This is a genomic window from Streptomyces sp. NPDC059524 (genome assembly GCF_042749255.1).
GTDB lineage: Bacteria > Actinomycetota > Actinomycetes > Streptomycetales > Streptomycetaceae > Streptomyces > Streptomyces xanthii.
Genome location: NZ_JBHYTK010000120.1, coordinates 1 through 18,425 on the forward strand (window position 1 = coordinate 1; position 18,425 = coordinate 18,425).

19 protein-coding genes are annotated in these 18,425 nt (G+C 74.0%); 13 read left to right on the plus strand and 6 right to left on the minus strand.

Features of this window, described 5'->3' with window-relative positions; all coding sequences use genetic code 11:
• Positions 1-135 precede the first annotated feature (135 nt).
• From ACFW9D_RS27710 to ACFW9D_RS27720, 3 genes are read left to right on the plus strand one after another with little or no spacing between them, the layout of a single operon-like run.
• On the plus strand, positions 136-738 hold the full coding sequence (locus ACFW9D_RS27710; RefSeq protein ID WP_188339913.1) for a helix-turn-helix domain-containing protein: 603 nt from the start codon (positions 136-138) through the stop codon (positions 736-738).
• A gap of 8 nt (positions 739-746) precedes the next feature.
• Positions 747-1,475 (plus strand): helical backbone metal receptor, encoded by a 729-nt coding sequence (locus tag ACFW9D_RS27715; protein ID WP_384626103.1) that lies wholly within the window; start codon positions 747-749, stop codon positions 1,473-1,475.
• Complete coding sequence (locus tag ACFW9D_RS27720) at positions 1,472-1,660, plus strand: hypothetical protein (RefSeq protein ID WP_188339915.1); 189 nt, start codon at positions 1,472-1,474, stop codon at positions 1,658-1,660. The genes ACFW9D_RS27715 and ACFW9D_RS27720 overlap by 4 nt, the downstream gene beginning before the upstream one ends.
• 13 nt (positions 1,661-1,673) lie before the next feature.
• Here ACFW9D_RS27720 and ACFW9D_RS27725 read toward each other — a convergent pair whose 3' ends face one another.
• Positions 1,674-2,798 carry a TDT family transporter gene (locus tag ACFW9D_RS27725; RefSeq protein ID WP_384626106.1) on the minus strand — a complete coding sequence of 375 codons (1,125 nt, stop codon included), beginning with the start codon at positions 2,796-2,798 and terminating at the stop codon, positions 1,674-1,676.
• Between the two features lie 70 nt (positions 2,799-2,868).
• On the opposite strand from ACFW9D_RS27725, the gene ACFW9D_RS27730 reads away from it, so the two are divergent.
• A complete protein-coding gene (locus ACFW9D_RS27730; RefSeq protein WP_188339917.1) occupies positions 2,869-3,837 on the plus strand; it encodes a LysR family transcriptional regulator in 969 nt (322 codons plus the stop codon).
• Between the two features lie 163 nt (positions 3,838-4,000).
• On the opposite strand, the gene ACFW9D_RS27735 is transcribed toward ACFW9D_RS27730, so the two are convergent.
• Complete coding sequence (locus ACFW9D_RS27735; protein WP_188339918.1) at positions 4,001-4,699, minus strand: gamma-glutamyl-gamma-aminobutyrate hydrolase family protein; 699 nt, start codon at positions 4,697-4,699, stop codon at positions 4,001-4,003.
• A gap of 213 nt (positions 4,700-4,912) precedes the next feature.
• Positions 4,913-5,629 carry a FadR/GntR family transcriptional regulator gene (locus ACFW9D_RS27740; protein WP_384626110.1) on the minus strand — a complete coding sequence of 239 codons (717 nt, stop codon included), beginning with the start codon at positions 5,627-5,629 and terminating at the stop codon, positions 4,913-4,915.
• Positions 5,630-5,716: 87 nt separating this feature from the next.
• On the opposite strand from ACFW9D_RS27740, the gene ACFW9D_RS27745 reads away from it, so the two are divergent.
• From ACFW9D_RS27745 to ACFW9D_RS27765, 5 genes are all read left to right on the plus strand, one after another.
• Positions 5,717-7,081, plus strand: a complete 1,365-nt coding sequence (locus ACFW9D_RS27745) for a glutamine synthetase family protein (RefSeq protein WP_384626113.1) — start codon at positions 5,717-5,719, stop codon at positions 7,079-7,081.
• Between the two features lie 2 nt (positions 7,082-7,083).
• Positions 7,084-8,460 (plus strand): aldehyde dehydrogenase family protein, encoded by a 1,377-nt coding sequence (locus ACFW9D_RS27750; RefSeq protein WP_384626116.1) that lies wholly within the window; start codon positions 7,084-7,086, stop codon positions 8,458-8,460.
• Between the two features lie 7 nt (positions 8,461-8,467).
• Positions 8,468-9,250 carry a 3-oxoacyl-ACP reductase gene (locus tag ACFW9D_RS27755; protein WP_188339922.1) on the plus strand — a complete coding sequence of 261 codons (783 nt, stop codon included), beginning with the start codon at positions 8,468-8,470 and terminating at the stop codon, positions 9,248-9,250.
• A gap of 66 nt (positions 9,251-9,316) precedes the next feature.
• On the plus strand, positions 9,317-10,609 hold the full coding sequence (locus tag ACFW9D_RS27760) for a haloacid dehalogenase-like hydrolase (protein ID WP_188339923.1): 1,293 nt from the start codon (positions 9,317-9,319) through the stop codon (positions 10,607-10,609).
• Positions 10,610-10,656: 47 nt separating this feature from the next.
• Positions 10,657-11,583, plus strand: a complete 927-nt coding sequence (locus tag ACFW9D_RS27765; RefSeq protein WP_384626120.1) for a DUF2510 domain-containing protein — start codon at positions 10,657-10,659, stop codon at positions 11,581-11,583.
• Positions 11,584-11,595: 12 nt separating this feature from the next.
• Here ACFW9D_RS27765 and ACFW9D_RS27770 read toward each other — a convergent pair whose 3' ends face one another.
• Positions 11,596-12,798: an amino acid deaminase/aldolase gene (locus tag ACFW9D_RS27770; RefSeq protein WP_384626123.1), complete on the minus strand. Its 1,203-nt coding sequence runs from the start codon at positions 12,796-12,798 to the stop codon at positions 11,596-11,598.
• Between the two features lie 268 nt (positions 12,799-13,066).
• Between ACFW9D_RS27770 and ACFW9D_RS27775 the strand changes: the two genes are divergently transcribed.
• Both ACFW9D_RS27775 and mycP read left to right on the plus strand, forming a co-directional pair.
• Positions 13,067-14,200 carry a hypothetical protein gene (locus ACFW9D_RS27775; RefSeq protein WP_384626125.1) on the plus strand — a complete coding sequence of 378 codons (1,134 nt, stop codon included), beginning with the start codon at positions 13,067-13,069 and terminating at the stop codon, positions 14,198-14,200.
• Complete coding sequence (mycP, locus tag ACFW9D_RS27780; RefSeq protein WP_384626128.1) at positions 14,197-15,363, plus strand: type VII secretion-associated serine protease mycosin; 1,167 nt, start codon at positions 14,197-14,199, stop codon at positions 15,361-15,363. Before ACFW9D_RS27775 ends, mycP begins: the two co-directional genes overlap by 4 nt.
• On the opposite strand, the gene ACFW9D_RS27785 is transcribed toward mycP, so the two are convergent.
• On the minus strand, positions 15,347-16,069 hold the full coding sequence (locus tag ACFW9D_RS27785) for a serine hydrolase (protein WP_384626131.1): 723 nt from the start codon (positions 16,067-16,069) through the stop codon (positions 15,347-15,349). The two genes, mycP and ACFW9D_RS27785, sit on opposite strands and share 17 nt — an antisense overlap.
• Before the next feature lie 77 nt (positions 16,070-16,146).
• Here ACFW9D_RS27785 and ACFW9D_RS27790 point away from each other — a divergent pair, with 77 nt between their 5' ends.
• Positions 16,147-16,887 (plus strand): SseB family protein, encoded by a 741-nt coding sequence (locus tag ACFW9D_RS27790; RefSeq protein WP_188339928.1) that lies wholly within the window; start codon positions 16,147-16,149, stop codon positions 16,885-16,887.
• Between the two features lie 27 nt (positions 16,888-16,914).
• Here the strand turns inward: ACFW9D_RS27790 and ACFW9D_RS27795 are convergent, their stop codons facing one another.
• Complete coding sequence (locus tag ACFW9D_RS27795; RefSeq protein WP_188339929.1) at positions 16,915-17,292, minus strand: DUF1844 domain-containing protein; 378 nt, start codon at positions 17,290-17,292, stop codon at positions 16,915-16,917.
• A 366-nt stretch (positions 17,293-17,658) separates the two neighbouring features.
• On the opposite strand from ACFW9D_RS27795, the gene infC reads away from it, so the two are divergent.
• A complete protein-coding gene (gene infC / locus ACFW9D_RS27800) occupies positions 17,659-18,339 on the plus strand; it encodes a translation initiation factor IF-3 (RefSeq protein WP_188341663.1) in 681 nt (226 codons plus the stop codon).
• Positions 18,340-18,425 lie beyond the last annotated feature (86 nt).

An 18,425-nucleotide genomic window follows, 5' to 3' on the forward strand; every position in this document is an offset into this window, starting at 1 on the left:
GTGGCCACCCCTCGCCCCGTTGAGCCCCCTCGTGCGCCCCACGGCTTCGGCCATCGGATGAAACTGTTTGACGAACATGCGTAGGGTGCATTGAGACGTACAGCACAACCGGAGCAGTGGGAGGGAGCGGATGTCATGGACGAGCAGGACAAGTACAACGAGCACGACAAGTACAAGGAGACACTGCGTGTGGGCGCAGCCGTCCGGCGCCGCCGCCGCTCCCTGGAGCTGACCCTCTCCGCCGTCGCCGAGCGCACCGGCCTGTCGGTGCCCTTCCTCAGCCAGGTGGAGAACGAGCGGGCCCGTCCCAGCCGCCGCTCCCTGGAGAAGGTCGCCGACGCCCTCGGCACCACCGCCGTCGAACTCCTCGCCGCCGCCGACCCGGCCCGCACCGTGGACCTGGTCCGCGCCGACGACGCCACCGTCGAGGAGGGCGCCCAGGACACCGTCGTACGGTCCCTCGTGCGCGGGCACCACCAGATGCACGCCCAGGAGTTCGTCGGCGACCACGACCCCGGCCGCGAGTTCCAGCTGCGCAACGACGTGATGCTCTACGTGACCGAGGGCGCCGTCGAGGTCGAGGCGGAGGGCCGCGCCTATCGCCTCGGACGCGGTGACACCCTGTACCTGACCGGTGGCGTACGGCACCGGTGGCGGGCGACCGTGCCGGAGACCCGGGTGCTCGTCGTGGCCGTCGCCGAGCACATCGACGCCGTCGACGAGCCGGGTCCGAAGTAGCCGCCGCCGTGCGGGTCGTGTCGCTGGTCCCGTCGCTGACCGAGGCGATCGCGGTGACGCTGCCGGGCGTCCTCGCCGGAGCGACGGACTGGTGCACGCATCCCGCCGGGCTCGACGTGCCCCGCCTCGGCGGCACCAAGAACCCCGACGTCCCCGCGATCACCGCGCTCGCCCCCGACCTCGTCCTCGCCAACGAGGAGGAGAACCGGGAGCCCGACCTCGCCGCGCTGCGCGCCGCGGGCGTCCCCGTCCTCGTCACCGAGATCCGTACGCTGCCGCAGGCGCTGCGCGAGCTGGACCGCGTCCTGGACGCCTGCGGGGCCCGTTCGCGGCCGCGCTGGCTGGACGACGCCGAGGCCGCCTGGGGCGCTCTGTCGCCGCCCGAGCCCGCGCTGCGGGCCGTCGTGCCGATCTGGCGGCGCCCCTGGATGGTCCTCGGCCGCGACACCTTCGCCGGCGACCTGCTCGCCCGCCTCGGCGTCGCCAACGCGTACGCGGACGCCACCGAGCGCTACCCCCGCGTCCCGCTCGGCGAACTGGAGGCCGTCGAAAAGGACTTGGTCGTGCTGCCCGACGAGCCGTACCGTTTCACGGCCGACGACGGCCCGGAGGCCTTCACCGCCCCCGCCGCCCTCGTCGACGGCCGCAGCCTCACCTGGTACGGGCCCTCACTGGCGACGGCGCCCGAGGTGCTCGGCGCGGCCCTGCGGCGGCCCGTGTCCCGAGGAGAGCGGTGAGCAGACGGCGTTACGTGGCCAGAGGCGTCCCGGGCGGCTACCGGATCTGGGACAACCGCGGACGCCGCTTCTGGGGCGACCTGTACGAACTGTGCCCCGACGACCTGCTCACCGAGCTGAACGGCGCGGCGGACCAGGCCCGGATCACCGCGCTGCTCAAGCGCTACCGGGCCCTGCGGCGCTGAAACAGCCCCGCGCTCAGGCCCGCGCCGGAGCCGGAGCCGCGAGGAGGCGGCCCGAGGCCAGGCCCCGTACCGTCTGCACGGCCGCCACCGCCCAGGCCGCGACGAGGAAGACGTACAGCGCCACCGTCAGCACGTCGAACGCGGCGAGGCCGGTGTGGGCCGCCAGGCTCTCCGCGCCCGTGACACACGTGCCGACGGGGAAGGTGAACGCCCACCACGTCATCGCGAAGCCCATGCCCGCGCGCCGCGCCCGCACCACCATCGCGGCGGCCAGCACCAGCCACAGCAGGGCGAAGCCCATCACGGGCACGCCGTACAGCACGGCGAACGCGCTGAACGCGTGCTCGTACGCGGCGGGGAAGACACCCTGCGCGGCGTCGGCGATCTTGCCGGTGGCGGTCGTCGACTGGCCCAGCGGCCCGAGGACCAGGAACAGGGTGGGGGTCAGCGCCAGTGGCAGCGGCCCGCCCGTGACCAGGCGCGCGAAGATCACGGGGAGCATGACCAGGGTCGCCAGGAGGCTCAGGCCGAACAGGGCGTAGCAGGCCAGCAGCAGCGTCGCCCGGGCCTGCCCCTCGGGCAGATGCGCGGCGAGCAGCGGCCCGCAGGCCGCCGACACCATCGGCGCGACCACGGGCAGCAGCCACACCGGCGACGCCTGCCCCGGCTCGATCCGGTGCCGCACGACCATCAGGTACGGGATCGTGACGGCGGCGGCGAGCCCGATCGCGGTCCCGGCGACGAACAGCACGGTGTCGACCGCGACCGCCGCGCCCGCCCCGATCCAGTCCTGCCCCACGGTCAGCGTGCCCGCGCCCACCGCGAGCAGCGCCATCGACAGACAGCCGTAGAACGGGGCCACCGCCGGGTCGGCGAGATGGGCGCGGGCCTGGTCCCGGTGGTGCGTCCAGTGCGCGGTCCGCGCCGCCAGCAGGGCGAGCAGCATCAGGAACGAGACGGCCCACACCAGCGTGCACGCGGTACGCAGGCCCGGGACGTGACCCGGCAGCGTCGCACCCGCGTTCGCGACGATGGCGGTGCCCATTACGGCGGCGTACCAGTTCGGGCCGAGGTGACGGACGGCGGCGGCGCGGGGGCCGATGACGGTGCGGGGTGCGGGGTGGACGGCGGTGACCATGACTCCACGGTCGCCCGAGGGCCCCCGCCCCACCAGGGACGTTGCCGCTATGACGGCATAAGCTGGATTTATGAGCGAGGAGCGGGGAGCGCGCGAGCGCCAGGCGGGCACGGGGCAGGACACGGCGGGGGAGGCGCCCCCGGGGCTCCTCGCCCACCGCGTCCCCGACCTCGGCGCGCTCGAACTGCTCCTCGCCGTGGCCCGGCTCGGCAGCCTCGGCGCGGCCGCGCGCGAGCTCGGCATCACCCAGCCCGCCGCCAGCAGCCGCATCCGCTCGATGGAGCGCCAGCTGGGGCTCGCCCTCGTCGACCGCTCGCCGCGCGGGTCCCGGCTCACCGAGACCGGCGCCCTCGTCACGGACTGGGCGCGGCGGATCGTCGAGGCGGCCGAGGAGTTCGACGCGGGCGCGCAGGCGCTCCGCGTGCGCCGCGACTCCCGGCTGCGGGTCGCGGCCAGCATGACGATCGCCGAGTACCTGCTGCCGCGCTGGCTGCTCGCCCTGCGGGCCGCCCGCCCCGACACGGCCGTCTCCCTGCTCGCGGGGAACTCGACGGCGGTCGCCGAGCGGCTGCTCGCCGGGGAGGCGGACCTCGGCTTCGTCGAGGGCGTGTCGGTGCCGGCCGGACTGGACTCGGCGATCGTCGCCCACGACCGGCTGATCGTGGTGACGGCCCCGGGCCACCCGTGGTCGCGCCGCCGCAGACCGCTCGCCGCCGAGGAACTGGCCGCGACCCCGCTCATCCTGCGCGAGGAGGGCTCCGGCACCCGTCAGGTCCTGGACGCGGCACTCGGCGGGCTCGCCCGCCCGCTGATCGAGCTGTCCTCCACCACGGCGGTGAAGGCCGCGGCGGTCGGCGGCGCCGGCCCTTCGGTCCTCAGCGAACTCGCCGTCGGCGAGGAGCTGGCGTCCCGCCGTCTGGTCCGCGTCCCTCTGGAAGGCGCGACCTTGACCCGCTCACTGCGCGCGGTCTGGCCGACGGGCCACCCGCCGGTCGGCCCGGCCCGCGAACTGCTCGGCCTGACCCGCTCGAACGCCTGAGACCCGCCGGGCGCGGAGGCCGGTGCGGACGTCTTGCAACGGCCGGTGCGGACGCGCGGTCGGGCTCACCGCGTGCCTGCGGATCCGCCCCGCGCACCGGGATCGGTCCCCGACCCGTCCGGGCCTGACCCCTGCCGGCGCCCCAGGCCCTCGGGGGTCGGCGTCAGAAGCCGTGTGGGGCCGAGGCCGCGCGGACCAGTCCCTCGGTGACCCGGGAGTCCTCGCCCATCTCCGGGTGCCACTGCACGCCGATCACCCAGGACATGCCGGGCAGTTCGACGGCCTCCACCGTTCCGTCCGCCGCGTGCGCCGAGGCCACCAGACCCCGGCCCAGGCGGTCCACGGCCTGGTGGTGGTAGGTCGGGACCTCGGTCGGCTCGGGCACCAGCTCGCCGAACCGCGTGCCCGGCACCGAGGTCACCGTGTGCCGGCCGAACACGCCGGTCTCCTTCACATGCCCCTCGATGTGCTGCGTCAGCGTCCCGCCGAGCGCCACGTTCAGCAGCTGCATGCCCCGGCAGATCCCGAGCAGCGGCGTTCCGGAGGTCAACGCGGCCCGGATCAGCGCCAGTTCCCACGCGTCCCGCTCCGGCGCGGCCGGCCCCGTACGCGGATCACGGGCGGCCCCGTACTCGCCGGGCTCGACATCCGGCCCGCCCGCGACCACCAGTCCGTCGAGGCGGGCCACCACCGAGGGCGCGTGCCCGGGATCGTCCGGCGGGACCATGGCGGCCAGACCGCCGGAGCGCTGCACGATCTGCGGATAGCCGGCCGGGAGCAGCGCCGCGGGCAGCTCCCACACGCCCCAACTGGCCTTGTTCTCCAGATAGGTGCTGATGCCGATCAGCGGCCTGCTCACCATCGTGCTGTGCTCCCCGGTCGGTCGGTCGCCGCGCCCTTGAACTGCCGTGCTCTCGAAGTGCCGTGTGCGCTTGAAGTGCGTTTTCCTGCGTGTCAGGGGCCGAGGGTACGAGATCGCCGTACGGGGCGCGGTCGCGTTCAGCATGCGGTCACCGCGCCCGTCGGGCAATGGCCTGAACGCGTACCTTTGCCGCCGGTCAGGGCGGACTCCGGCTCAGGTCAGGAATCCGCGCAGGAGCGCGGCCGTGCCGGCGCAGTGCTCGCGCATCATCTCCCGCGCGCCGTCCGCGTCCCCGTCGAGCACCGCCTCCACCAGGGCCGTGTGCTGGCGCTGCGAGTGCTCCAGGTTCCGTACCAGCAGGGGGATGCAGTCGAGCAGGTCGTTGATCCCGGCGCGGACCGCCGCGTACTGCGCGGCCAGGGACGGGGACCCGGACAGCTCCGCGAGGGTGAGATGCAGGAGGGTGTCGCGGCGCCGGTACTCGGCCAGCGGGGCGTCGTGGGTGCCGGCGAGCGCCGCCCGCAGCCGGTCCGCCTGCTCCGCGCCGAGCCCGTGCGCCGCGCACAGCCCGGCCGCCCCGACCTCCAGGACCTCGCGGAAGCGCAGCGCGTCCTCCACGTCGACGCCCTCGACCCGGCGCCGCAGCTCGCTCTCGCCCGCCGCCTCCGGCCGGGGCCGCACGAACGTGCCGCCGTAGCGCCCGCGCCGCGACTCGACCAGACCCTGGTCCTGCAGCACCTTCAGGACCTCGCGCAGCGTCACCCGGCTGATCCCGAGCCGCTCCGCCAACTCCCGCTCGGCGGGCAGTCGTTCACCTCCCGGCACCAGGCCGAGCCGGACGACCTGGAGGATCTGCTCCAGGGCCTCCTCGAACCCGTTCCCCGCGCGCACCGGCCGCAGCACCGCGGCGTACGACCTGTCGAGCGACATGTGGACGGGTCCCCTTCCCAGCAATGGTTGCGCGCAATACCTTATGACTCCCGGCCGTCCAGAAGCATCCCCGAGGAGGCTTTCACCGTGGCAGACCGCACACCCCCGCTGACCGTCGAGGAGCTGCACGCCCTGGTCGCGAGCGGCGAGATCGACACGGTCGTCCTGGCCTTCCCCGACATGCAGGGCCGGCTCCAGGGCAAGCGGTTCGCCGCCCGCTTCTTCCTCGACGAGGTCCTCCACCACGGCACCGAGGGCTGCAACTACCTGCTGGCCGTCGACACCGAGATGAACACCGTCGACGGATTCGCGATGTCCTCCTGGGACCGCGGCTACGGCGACTTCGCGATGCACCCCGACCTGAGCACCCTGCGCCGCGTCCCCTGGAACGAGGGCACGGCCCTGCTCGTCGCCGACCTCGCCTGGGAGGACGGCTCGCCCGTCGTCGCCGCGCCCCGGCAGATCCTGCGCCGCCAGCTCGACCGGCTCGCGGAGCTCGGCCTGACCGCCCAGGTCGGCACCGAGCTGGAGTTCATCGTCTTCAAGGACACCTACGAACAGGCCTGGGACGCGAACTACCGCGGCCTGACCCCGGCCAACCAGTACAACATCGACTACTCCGTCCTCGGCACCGGCCGCATCGAACCCCTGCTGCGCCGCATCCGCAACGAGATGGCGGGCGCGGGCCTCACCGTCGAGTCCGCCAAGGGCGAGTGCAACCCGGGCCAGCACGAGATCGCCTTCCGCTACGACGAGGCCCTCGTCACCTCTGACCAGCACGCGATCTACAAGACGGGCGCCAAGGAGATCGCCGCGCAGGAAGGCGCCTCGCTCACCTTCATGGCGAAGTACAACGAGCGCGAGGGCAACTCCTGCCACATCCACTTCTCGCTCACCGACGCCGACGGCGCCCCCGCCTTCGCGGGCGACGACCCCGACGGCATGAGCCCGCTCATGCGGCACTTCCTCGCGGGCCAGCTCGCCGCCCTGCGCGACTTCTCCCTCCTGTACGCCCCGAACATCAACTCGTACAAGCGGTTCCAGCCCGGCTCCTTCGCGCCGACCGCCGTCGCCTGGGGCCACGACAACCGGACCTGCGCGCTGCGCGTCGTCGGCCACGGCCGCTCGCTCCGCTTCGAGAACCGTCTGCCCGGCGGCGACGTCAACCCGCACCTCGCCGTCGCGGGCCTGATCGCCGCGGGGCTGCACGGCGTGGAGCAGGGCCTCGAACTGCCCGAAGCCTGCCCGGGCAACGCCTACGCGGCCGCCTACGAGCACGTCCCCACCACGCTGCGCGAGGCCGCCGAACTGTGGGCCAACAGCCCCGTCGCGAAGGCCGCCTTCGGCGACGAGGTCGTCGCCCACTACCTGAACGCGGCGCGGGTCGAACTCGACGCGTACGACGCCGCCGTCACCGACTGGGAGCTCCGCCGAGGATTCGAGAGGCTGTGACCTTGCCCGACCGATGCGTCGACACGACCACCCTGACCGTCCTGAACCCCGCCACCGAAGACGTGGTCGCCACCGTCCCCGCCGCCGACGCGGCCGACACCGACCGGGCCGTGCGCCGCGCCGTCACCGCCCAGCGCGCCTGGGCCGCGGCGGCCCCCGCCGATCGCGCCCGCCTCCTGCGGCGCTTCGCCGACACCGTCGACGCCCACCTCGAGGAACTCGCGCAACTGGAGGTCCGCGAGGCCGGGCACCTGGTCGGCAACGCCCGCTGGGAAGCCGGCAACGTCCGCGACCTGCTGCTCTACGCGGCCGGCGGCGCCGAACGCCTCAACGGCGCACAGATCCCCGCCCCCGGCGGCTGGAACATCACCTTCCACGAACCGCTCGGCGTCGTCGGCGTCATCGCCCCCTGGAACTTCCCCATGCCGATCGCCGCCTGGGGCACCGCCCCCGCCCTCGCGGCCGGCAACGCGGTCGTCCTCAAACCGGCCGAGACCACCCCGCTCACCGCCCTGCGCCTGGCCGAACTCGCCCTGGACGCCGGACTGCCCGAGCACGTGTTCCAGGTGCTCCCCGGCCACGGGAGCGTCACGGGCCGCGCCCTCGTCGACCACCCCGACGTCGCGAAGGTCGTCTTCACCGGCTCGACCCGCACCGGCCGCGAGGTCATGGAGCGCTGCGCCGCGCGCGTCAAGCCGGTCACCCTCGAACTCGGCGGCAAGAGCCCCAACGTCGTCTTCGCCGACGCCGACCTCGGCCGCGCCCTCGACCCCTTCTCCTTCCTCGACAACTCCGGCCAGGACTGCTGCGCCCGCACCCGGATCCTCGTCCAGGAATCCGTCTACGAGGAGGCCGTCGCCCGCCTCACGGACGCGATCGGCGCCGTCGTCGTCGGCGACCCGCTCGACGAGAAGACGCAGATGGGCCCGCTCATCTCACGCCGACAGCTGGACCGCGTACGGCACTTCGTGAAGGACGACGCCCCCGGCCCGCGCGGCACCGCGCCCACCGGCCCCGGCTTCTGGTTCCCGCCGACCGTCCTCACCGGCGAGGCGGCCGACTCCCGGGCCGCCGTCGAGGAGATCTTCGGACCCGTCGCCGTCCTGCTGCCGTTCACCGACGAGGCCGACGCCGTCCGCCTCGCCGACGCCACGCCGTACGGCCTGTCCGGCTCCATCTGGACCCGGGACGTGGGCCGCGCCCTGCGCGTCAGTGCCGCCGTCCGCGCCGGGAACCTGTCCGTCAACTCCCACTCCAGCGTCCGCTACTGGACCCCGTTCGGCGGCTTCAAACAGTCCGGCCTCGGCCGCGAACTCGGCCCCGACGCCCTGACCGCCTTCACCGAGACCAAGAACGTCTTCCTCAGCACGGAGGCCTGATCACCCCATGACCAAGGACATCGTCTGCCGCCGTCTCGTCGGCCGCACCGCCGTCATCACCGGAGCCGGCAGCGGCATCGGCCTCGCCACCGCCCGCCGCCTCGCCTCCGAAGGCGCCCATGTCGTCTGCGGCGACATCGACGCCGCCGCCGGAAAGAGCGCGGCCGACGCCGTCGGCGGCACCTTCGTCCAGGTCGACGTCACCGACGCGGAACAGGTCGAGGCCCTGTTCCGCACCGCGTACGAGACCTACGGCTCCGTCGACATCGCCTTCAACAACGCCGGCATCTCGCCCCCCGACGACGACTCCATCCTCGACACCGGCCTGGAGGCCTGGAAGCGCGTCCAGGAGGTCAACCTCACCTCCGTCTACCTGTGCTGCAAGGCCGCCATCCCCTACATGCGGGAACAGGGCAGGGGCTCCATCATCAACACGGCCAGCTTCGTGGCCCGGATGGGCGCCGCCACCTCCCAGATCTCCTACACCGCGTCCAAGGGCGGCGTCCTCGCCATGTCCCGCGAGCTCGGCGTCCAGTTCGCCCGCGAGGGCATCCGGGTCAACGCCCTGTGCCCCGGACCGGTCAACACCCCGCTCCTCCAGGAGCTGTTCGCCAAGGACCCCGAGCGCGCCGCACGCCGCCTCGTGCACATCCCGGTGGGCCGCTTCGCCGAGGCCGACGAGATCGCGGCCGCCGTCGCCTTCCTCGCCAGCGACGACTCCTCCTTCGTCAACGCCACCGACTTCCTGGTCGACGGCGGCATCTCCGGCGCCTACGTGACGCCCCTCTAGAGCCTTCGCAACACGCTCCGTGCGCCCCCTCAACAGGCCGCGGAGGTTGATGTACGGTCCACTCGCATGCGTAACAGACATGTTGCCGCGTGGACTTCGGCCGCGGCCGCCGCACTCATGGCGGCCGCGACCCTGACCACCCCCGCGGCCGCCGCCACGTCCGCACCCACCACCCCCACGACCGCCCGGCACTGCCCGCAGCTGTCGCAGGAGCTCCCCTGGTACGGGGACAACCGGGCGAAGCTCCAGCGCGTGATCGACGAGCGCGGCACCTGCGCGGGCCACCGCGGCCCACGCCCCGTCGCCGCGTTCGACTGGGACAACACCGTCTCCAAGAACGACGTCACCGACGCGACCATCGCCTGGTCGCTGAAGCACGACAAGATCCTGCGCCCCGGCCGCTGGAAGGACACCAGCCGCTGGATGACCGACGAGGCCGACCGCGCGCTCACCGCCGCCTGCGGCACCGCCGTCCCCGTCGGCGCCCCGCTGCCCACCTCCACCGACACCGACTGCACGGACGAGATCTTCAACATCCGTGAGTCGGGGAAGACGATGAGCGGCGCCGCCGCCTTCGCCGGAGAGTGGAACCACCGCCGCACCGTGCCCCAGTACGCCTGGGTCCCGCAGCTCTTCGCCGGACACACCGTCCCCGAGCTCGAGTCCTACGCGGCCGCCGCCCGTGAGGAGGCCCTCGCCGCACCCGTCGGCGCCACCCAGAAGCTCGGCACCCACACCATCCCCGGCTACGTCCGCTACTACGAGCAGCAGCGCGACCTCATCCGCACGCTCCAGCGCGCCGGGTTCGACGTGTACATCGTCTCCGCCGGCTCCGAACCGGTCACCGAGGTGTGGTCGAAGGGCGTCGGCATCGACCGCGCGCACACCATCGCCATCCGCTCCGTCCTCGACGAGCGCGGCCGCATCACCCCGTACAACGAGGGCTGCGGCGGCGTCCCGATCAACAAGGGCGAGGCCATCCCGTACATCGACGGCAAGCGCTGCTGGATCAACCAGGACATCTTCCACATCAAGGGGAAGGCCGCCTGGGAGAAGCAGCGCTGGGGCAAGCGCATCGCCCTCGGCGGCGGCGACGCCGACACCGACGTCACCTTCGTCGGCGACGCCACCGGCGCGCACCTCGTCCTGAACCGGAACAAGAACGAGATCATGTGCCGCGCCTACGACAACGCCGACGGACGCTGGGTCGCCAACCCGATGTTCATCGAGCCGCTGCCGCGCAAGTCCGGCACCTACCCTTGCTCCACGGCGGCCTGGAACCGTCCCGAGGGCGGCTTCGGCCCGCTCCTGCGCGAGGACGGCACGACGGTGCCGGATCAGGCCGACTCCGCGTACTGAGGGGTGACGGAGTACTGATCATCAAGGCGGCACTTTAGAGTGCCGGGATGAGCATGACGCCGCCGCCGGGCTGGTACCCGGATCCCAAGGCCCCGTCCACCGAGCGCTGGTGGGACGGGGCCGCGTGGACCCAGCACCGCAGGCAGCCGGCCCCACAGGGGCCGCCGCCGTCCCCGCCCGCACCCGTGGGGCCGCCGTCCTCCGGCGGCGGGCGCGGCAAGCTCGTGGCCGTGATCGCCGCCGGGGTCGCCCTCGTCACCGCGATCGTCGCCGGCGGCATCGTCGCCCTCGGAGGCGACGAGGAGGACCCCAAGACCCGTACGGCCCCCTCGTCCGCGCAGCCCTCCGCGCCGCCGCAGTCCTCCGAGGCCGCGAGCAGCGCCCCGGCGCCCTCGCCCAGTGAGGACCCCTCACGCGTCACCGACGAGCTCAACGGCATCACGCTGCCCGTCCTCGACGGCTGGCAGAAGGCCGAGTACGTCGCCGACGACTACACGTTCATCACCACGCCGGACACCTACGACTGCCCGTTCGACCAGGGCATGTGCCGCCGCGGCACCGTCTCCACGCACACCGTCACCGGCACCGACGAGACCGACCCCGAGGCCCTCGCCAAGGACGACGTGAAGGACGCCGCCGACCGCGCCTACGACACCGACTCCATCGGGCGGCGCCCCTTCGGCGGCATGACCGGCCACAAGGTCGTGGCGTCCCGGCAGATCGGGGTCGCCGGGCGCGCGGGCTGGCTCGTGCGCTGGAAGGTCACGACCGCCGAGGGCGCCGGAGGCTACGTCCAGTCCGTGGTCTTCCCGTCCAGCTCCGGCTCCGAGGCGCTCGTCGCGGTCCGCTGCACCCTCGACGTCAGCTCCGAGTCCCCGCCGCTCACCGACCTCGACAAGATCGTCAAGGGCATCCGCGCGGTCGACGGCACCGGCGGCGGGGGAGTGGGCAGCACCGTCGGCCCGAGCCGGTAGGCACCCGGAGGGCTACAGGAACGTGTAGCCCTCGCCTCGGTACGTCGGCACCGTCTCCGTCACCGTGTCCCCGGACACCAGGTGCAGCACCTCGAACCGCTCGCACAGCTCACCGGCCTTCGCGTGCCGGAACCACACCTTGTCGCCGATCAGCAGATCGTCGGCCGCCGCGCCGAGCAGCGGCGTCTGCACCTCGCCCGGCCCCTCCTGCGTGTCGTAGCGCAGCCCCTCCGGCAGATACGGCACCGGCAGCCGGTCCGCGCCCGCCGCGCCCGAGGCCGGATAGCCGCCGCCGAGCACGGTCACCACGCCGACCCCGGGCCGGCGCACCACGGGCTGGGCGAACAGCGCGGCGGGACGCGCGCTGAACGACGTGTAGTTGTCGAAGAGCCGCGGCACGTAGAGCCCCGACCCGGCCGCGATCTCCGTCACCGCGTCCTCGGCCGCCGTGTGCTGCACGCTGCCCGTGCCGCCCCCGTTCACGAACTCCAGGTCCGGCACCACCGCGCGCACCGCCCGCACCACCTCGGCCCGGCGCACCACCAGCTCCTTGCGCGCCGCCGCCTGCATCAGCCGGATCGCCCGCGACCGCACCGGCCGCCCCGCGACCGCGTCCCCGACCCCGGCCACGTGACCCTCGTACGCCATCAGGCCGACCAGCCGGAAACCGGGACGCCGGTCCACCGCACGGGCCAGCTCGGCGAGCTGCTCCGGCGTACGCAGCGGAGAGCGCAGCGCGCCGATCCGGACCCGCCCGCCCAGCACCCGCCACGACGTGTCGAGCTCCAGGCACACCCGGATCTCCTCGCGGCCGCCGTCGCGCGCCGCGTCGATCAGCTTCAGCTGCGCCGGGTCGTCGACCATCACCGTGACCGCGGCGGCCAGCTTCGGGTCGTGCGCGAGCTCCGCGAAACCGCTCCGGTCCGCCGACGGGTACGCGAGCAGCACGTCCTCGACGCCGGAGCGCGCGAGCCAGACCGACTCGGCCAGCGTGAACGACATGACCCCGGCGAACCCGTCCTTGGCGAGCACCCGCTCCAGCAGCGCCCGGCACCGTACGGACTTGCTCGCCACCCGGACCGGCTTGCCCGCCGCCCGCCGGACCAGGTCCTCGGCATTGGCGTCGAAGGCGTCCAGGTCGACGATCGCCACGGGGGCGTCGAGATGTGCGGTGGCCCGGTCGAAGCGGGCCCGGTCGGCGGCGCGCGGTGTCATGACCGAAGCCTGCCAGACCTGATTACCGCAGGGTAGAGGGACGATCCGGGCAGATCGGCCGAGCCCGCCGCCTGGGGAACCGCTGACCTGCCCTGGCCCGTTAGAGTGACGCGCACGCAGGCTGACGAAACGGGGAGGCATGAGCACGGAAGCCCGGCGCGTCCCGCCACGCCCTGCCCAACCCCCCGCGACGGTCCCCCCGTTGCCCCCGACGCCCCCACCCCCCACCGCCTCCTCCCGCTTCCCGGACGACGCTCCGAAGCGCCCGGTGACGCCCCCGCCCCCCACCCCGTCCTCCCGCTTCCCGGACGCCCCTCCGCAGCCGGCACCGGGCACGGGCGGCGCGGCCGGGGACGCGACCGGCCGGGACGGCGCCGCGCCCGCTGCCCCCACCCACGGCGCGAAGTCGGTCCCGCTCCCGCCGGAGGCCCCCGCGACCGAGACCACCACCCGCCTGCGCCCGATCCCGCCCCACCCGGGCACCGGCCCGCACACCCCGCCCCCGCCCCGGCGGGCCCCGGGCCGTGTCGATCTCACCCCGGACCCCGCCACCGCGGGCCGCCCCTTCGTCGCCTCGCCACCCCCACCGCCCCAGTACGACGACCGCACCACGCGGCTGCGCCCCCTCGGCCACCTGACCCACCGCATCGCGCCCCGCGCGGCCGCCGCCGCGGCCTGCCTCGTGCTCGGCGTGGGCCTGCTCGGCGGCGCCACCACCGGCTTCCTGCTGACCGGCGAGGACGACAGCCCCGCCGTGTCCGCGCAGACCGCGTACCACGACGCCGCCGCCCTGTGGCACAGCGTCCCCGTCGACCGCCTCTTCCCGCGCACGCTCAAGGGCGAGGGCGCGGGCCCCGGCGGCTCCGACCGCACCTGGACCCGCATCGCCGTCGCCCCCGACAGTGGCTGCGCCAAGGCCCTCGACCCGCTGCTCCACAAGGCCCTGCGCTCCGCCGGCTGCCTGCGCCTGCTGCGCGCCACGTACGTCGACGCCACCCAGAGCAGCGTCACCACGGTCGGCCTGCTCTTCACCAAGGCCGACGCCGAGGCCACCCAGGCGCTGCGCACCCGGTTCACCGAGCAGGGCCTGGACCGCCGCGACGACCTCATGCCCCGCCCCTACGCCGCCGAGGGCACCGCCGCCGCCCGCTTCGGCGACGCCCAGCGCGCCTCCTGGACGATCAACGTCCTGACCGACGCCCCGGTCGTCGTCTACGCCGTCTCCGGCTTCGCCGACGGCCGCACCGTCGCCGACCCGCAGCCCGCCGCCGAGGCCATGAAGCAGGGCGCCACGACCGCCCCCGCCCAGGCCGGACTCGGCCACGAGGCCCAGGGCGTCGCCGACCGGATCGAGCGCGGCCTGCGCAAGGCCGTACAGAAGTCCACGGAGCAGCCGTCATGACCCGCCGCGCCCACCGGATCGCCCTCGTCACCGCCACCGCGGCGACCGTCGCCCTGGTCCCGTCGACCGTCGCGCACGCCGACGCGGTCCGCGCCCAGCAGTGGGGCCTCGCCGCGATGCACACCCAGGAGGCCTGGCGCACCACCAAGGGCAAGGGCATCACGGTCGCCGTCCTCGACACGGGCGTCGACGCCCGCCACCCCGACCTCGAGGGCAACGTCCTCACCGGCAAGGACCTCGTCGGCTTCGGCGCCGAGCGCGGCGACCGCCCCTGGGCCCGCCACGGCACCGCCATAGCCGGCGTCATCGCCGGTCACGGGCACGGCGAGGACGACGGCGACGGTGTCGTCGGTGTCGCCCCCGAGGCGAAGATCCTGCCCGTGCGGGTCATCCTGGAGGACGGCGACCCGGCCCGCGCCAAGGCCCGCGAGACCCGCGGCGATGCCCTCGCCCGGGGCATCCGCTGGGCCGTCGACCACGGCGCCGACGTCATCAACCTCTCCCTGGGCGACGACTCCGACACGGCCCACCCCGAGGCCGACGAGGACGCCGCCGTCCAGTACGCGCTGAAGAAGGGCGTCTCCGTCGTGGCCTCCGCGGGCAACGGCGGCGAGAAGGGCGACCACATCTCCTACCCGGCCGCCTACCCGGGCGTCATCACCGCCACCGCCGTCGACTCCTCCGGCACCCGCGCCTCGTTCTCCACGCGCCGCTGGTACGCCACCGTCGCCGCCCCCGGCCGCAACATCGTCACCGCCGACCCCGACCGCAAGTACTACTCGGCCTGGGGCACGAGTGCCGCCTCCGCGTTCGTCTCGGGCGCCGTCGCCCTGGTCCGCGCCGCACACCCCGGCCTGGACCCCGCCCAGATCAAGAAGCTCCTCGAGGACACCGCCCAGAACCCCCCGGCGGGCGGCCGCGACGACTCGCGCGGCTACGGCCTGGTCGACCCGGCCGCCGCGATCCGCGCCGGCGCGAAGCTCGAACCCAAGGGCCTCACCCCGGCCGGCTACGGCGACCGGTACTTCGGCCCGGGCCCCGACGACCCGGACGACACGGCGAGCACCGCGTGGGCCGGCCCCGTCGCGGGCGGCCTCGGCGTCCTCCTGCTCGGCACGGCCGTCTACCTCTGGCGAGGCCACCGCCTCAACCGCCGCCGCTGACCACGACCCCCACCGCCGCCCGCGCCACCGCCTCCACGAGCGCGACCCCGGCGTCCATGGTCGGGCTCCCGTCCGACAGCACGGCCACCAGAGCGCGCACCCCGTCCGCCCTCACCCGCCCGACGCTGTTCACGACCCACAACCCCGTCGTGCTGCGCGGCAGCCACCCGTTCTTCAGCTCGGCGGCGCCGGCCGCCGACACGCCCCACGCCTGCCCGGCCACGACCCGGGCCATCAACTCCCGGACACAGGACCGCGAAGCGGCGCTCAGGACCAGCCCCTCGCCGACCCCGAACACCTGCCGGAGCAGCGCGAGCTGATCGGCGGCCGTCGTCCGCGTCAGCCCCCACAGCGGCCCGGCCCCGCCCGTCGTCCCGGTCAGCCCCAGCCGCGCGTGCGCCGCGTCCAGCGCCTCCGCCCGCCCCAGGGCGTCCCAGAGCTCGCTCGTCGCCTCGTTGTCACTGCGCTCGATCATCGCGGCGGCCCGCGCCCGCTCCCCGGCGGTCAGCTCGCGCCCCGCGTCCTGCGCGCTCAGCAGCAGCGCGCACAGCACGCCGAGCTTCACGACGCTCGCCGTGTCGTAGGTGCCGCCGTCCGGCGCGTACGCGGCCGATCGGCCGCTCGCCGTGTCGAGCACCGCGACCGACAGGCGCCCGCCGTGCCCCTCGACGACGGGGGCCACGGCTGCGGCGAGGGCGGAGTCCATGGCGCAGACGGTAGCGCCGGCCCGGTGCCAGGGTCCGCCGAGGTGCGGCCGGGACCCGCTCGGTAGGGTCGGTGAACGTGGCGAACAAGAACATTCCCGACCCCGGCTACTCCGACGACGACGGCTCCGCGGACCCGCGTCTCGCCGAGGCCCTGGCCGCCTGGTCGGCCGACCGCAGCGCGCACGGCCCGGTCCTGGCCGCCCTCAAGGACGCCCGGCTGCTCGTGCCCATCGTGGCCGTGCTCGGCGAGGTCGAGGAGGACGAGAACGGGCTCCGCCGCGAGAAGACCAGCGACATGGCCGTCCCGACCCTGAAGGCCGGCGACCGCAAGGCGCTGCCCGCCTTCACCTCGACCGCGTCCCTCGCCCTGTGGGACCCCGCCGCCCGCCCCGTCGCCGTACCGCTGCACCAGGCGCTCCAGGCCGCCGCCCACGAGAAGGCCGACACCGTCGTCATCGACCTCGCCGGCCCGGTCCCGTACGAGCTGACGGGCTCCGCCCTGTACGCCCTCGCCGAGGGACGCACCGACACGGACCCGCTGGCCGACCCGGCGGTCGTGGAGGCGGTGCGCGCCGCGGTCGCCGCCGAGCCCGCGATCGCCCGGGCCCACCTGGGCCCCGGTCCCTCCGCCGGCACCGACGGCACCCTCGCCCTCGTGCTCGACGCGGACGCCGACGTCCAGGCCACCGCCCGCTCGCTCGCCGCGCGCATCGCCGCCGACGAAACACTGAGGGCCCGCCTGGTGGGCGGCCTCGACCTGGCACTGCTGCCGGCCGGGACCGCGCCCTCCGGCGAGCCCTTGTACACGCGCCCCTGAGGAGCGCGCGCCGCTGTCCGCTGTCCGTTATCCGTAGACGGCGCCCGTGTACTTCTCGCCCGGACCCTGGCCCGGCTCGTCCGGCACGATCGAGGCCTCGCGGAAGGCGAGCTGCAGCGACTTCAGGCCGTCCCGCAGCGGAGCCGCGTGGAACGAGCTGATCTCCGTGGCGCTCGCGTCGAGCAGACCGGCGAGAGCGGAGACCAGCTTCCGCGCCTCGTCGAGGTCCTTGTGGGCGTCGCCCTCCTCGGTGAGGCCCAGCTTCACCGCGGCGGCGCTCATCAGGTTCACCGCGACCGTCACGATGACCTCGACGGCGGGCACCTCCGCGATGTCGCGGGTCAGGGCGTCGTAGTCGGGCGTGTCGGGGGCGTCGGGGGCAGCAGCGGGGGTCGCGTCACTCATGGGCTCCACGATATGCGGACCGCGGCCGGCCTCGCGCCGCGCACCCGGTTGGGAGCACCGCCCAAGTGCTGCTAACCTTGTGTGACGACCGGCCGGATGCCCACGTCCTCGCGACCAGGTGACCGGCCCACAAGTGGAGGCTCCGATCTCCCACCTGGCCGCCCTCAGGGCGGCGGGTCACCGGTCAGACGGCCACCATCGTTCCGTACGGACGATGGAGCCGTCCGAACAGCGCCCCGCGGTCCGCCGTGGCGGTGTTCCGGTAAGTCTTGGAGCCCCGCCTGTGTACCGTCCGGGGCATTTTCTGTGTCTCGGCGCGGTTGGTACTTACGTAACAGACGTTACGCGGCGGTCCGCCAGACCGTCGTGTGGTGCTACCGAGGAGGATCCATCAGCGCCGAGCCCCGCATCAACGACCGGATTCGCGTTCCCGAAGTGCGACTTGTCGGTCCCAGCGGCGAGCAGGTCGGGATTGTTCCGCTTGCCAAGGCCCTTGAGCTTGCTCAGGAGTACGACCTCGACCTCGTCGAGGTGGCGGCGAACGCCCGTCCGCCCGTCTGCAAGCTCATGGACTACGGGAAGTTCAAGTACGAGTCGGCCATGAAGGCCCGTGAGGCGCGCAAGAACCAGGCGCACACGGTCATCAAGGAGATGAAGCTCCGGCCGAAGATCGACCCGCACGACTATGACACCAAGAAGGGTCACGTCGTCCGGTTCCTCAAGCAGGGCGACAAGGTCAAGATCACGATCATGTTCCGTGGTCGCGAGCAGTCCCGGCCGGAGCTCGGCTACCGACTGCTGCAGCGCCTCGCGGAGGACGTCCAGGACCTCGGTTTCGTCGAGTCGAACCCGAAGCAGGACGGCCGAAACATGATCATGGTTCTCGGTCCGCACAAGAAGAAGACCGAGGCGATGGCCGAGGCCCGTGAGGCGCAGGCCGCACGCAAGGCCGACGCGAAGGCCAACCCGGGCAAGTCGCAGAACGCGGCTGAGACCGAGGCCCAGGCCGACGTCGAAGCCCCCGCCGAGGCACCTGCCGAGGCATGATCCGCCGGCGCACAGCCCGTGCGCCCCGGATACCAACTGACACAACTGACGTTCCCCCACGGCCGGTCCGGGCCTCTGGCACGGAC

Coding starts and splice junctions, on each gene's coding strand:
- ACFW9D_RS27710 (WP_188339913.1), top strand. CDS start 136: ATGGACGAGCAGGACAAGTACAACGAGCACGACAAGTACAAGGAGACA.
- ACFW9D_RS27725 (WP_384626106.1), bottom strand. CDS start 2,798: ATGGTCACCGCCGTCCACCCCGCACCCCGCACCGTCATCGGCCCCCGC.
- ACFW9D_RS27730 (WP_188339917.1), top strand. CDS start 2,869: ATGAGCGAGGAGCGGGGAGCGCGCGAGCGCCAGGCGGGCACGGGGCAG.
- ACFW9D_RS27735 (WP_188339918.1), bottom strand. CDS start 4,699: ATGGTGAGCAGGCCGCTGATCGGCATCAGCACCTATCTGGAGAACAAG.
- ACFW9D_RS27740 (WP_384626110.1), bottom strand. CDS start 5,629: ATGTCGCTCGACAGGTCGTACGCCGCGGTGCTGCGGCCGGTGCGCGCG.
- ACFW9D_RS27755 (WP_188339922.1), top strand. CDS start 8,468: ATGACCAAGGACATCGTCTGCCGCCGTCTCGTCGGCCGCACCGCCGTC.
- ACFW9D_RS27760 (WP_188339923.1), top strand. CDS start 9,317: ATGCGTAACAGACATGTTGCCGCGTGGACTTCGGCCGCGGCCGCCGCA.
- ACFW9D_RS27765 (WP_384626120.1), top strand. CDS start 10,657: ATGAGCATGACGCCGCCGCCGGGCTGGTACCCGGATCCCAAGGCCCCG.
- ACFW9D_RS27770 (WP_384626123.1), bottom strand. CDS start 12,798: ATGACACCGCGCGCCGCCGACCGGGCCCGCTTCGACCGGGCCACCGCA.
- mycP (WP_384626128.1), top strand. CDS start 14,197: ATGACCCGCCGCGCCCACCGGATCGCCCTCGTCACCGCCACCGCGGCG.
- ACFW9D_RS27785 (WP_384626131.1), bottom strand. CDS start 16,069: ATGGACTCCGCCCTCGCCGCAGCCGTGGCCCCCGTCGTCGAGGGGCAC.
- ACFW9D_RS27795 (WP_188339929.1), bottom strand. CDS start 17,292: ATGAGTGACGCGACCCCCGCTGCTGCCCCCGACGCCCCCGACACGCCC.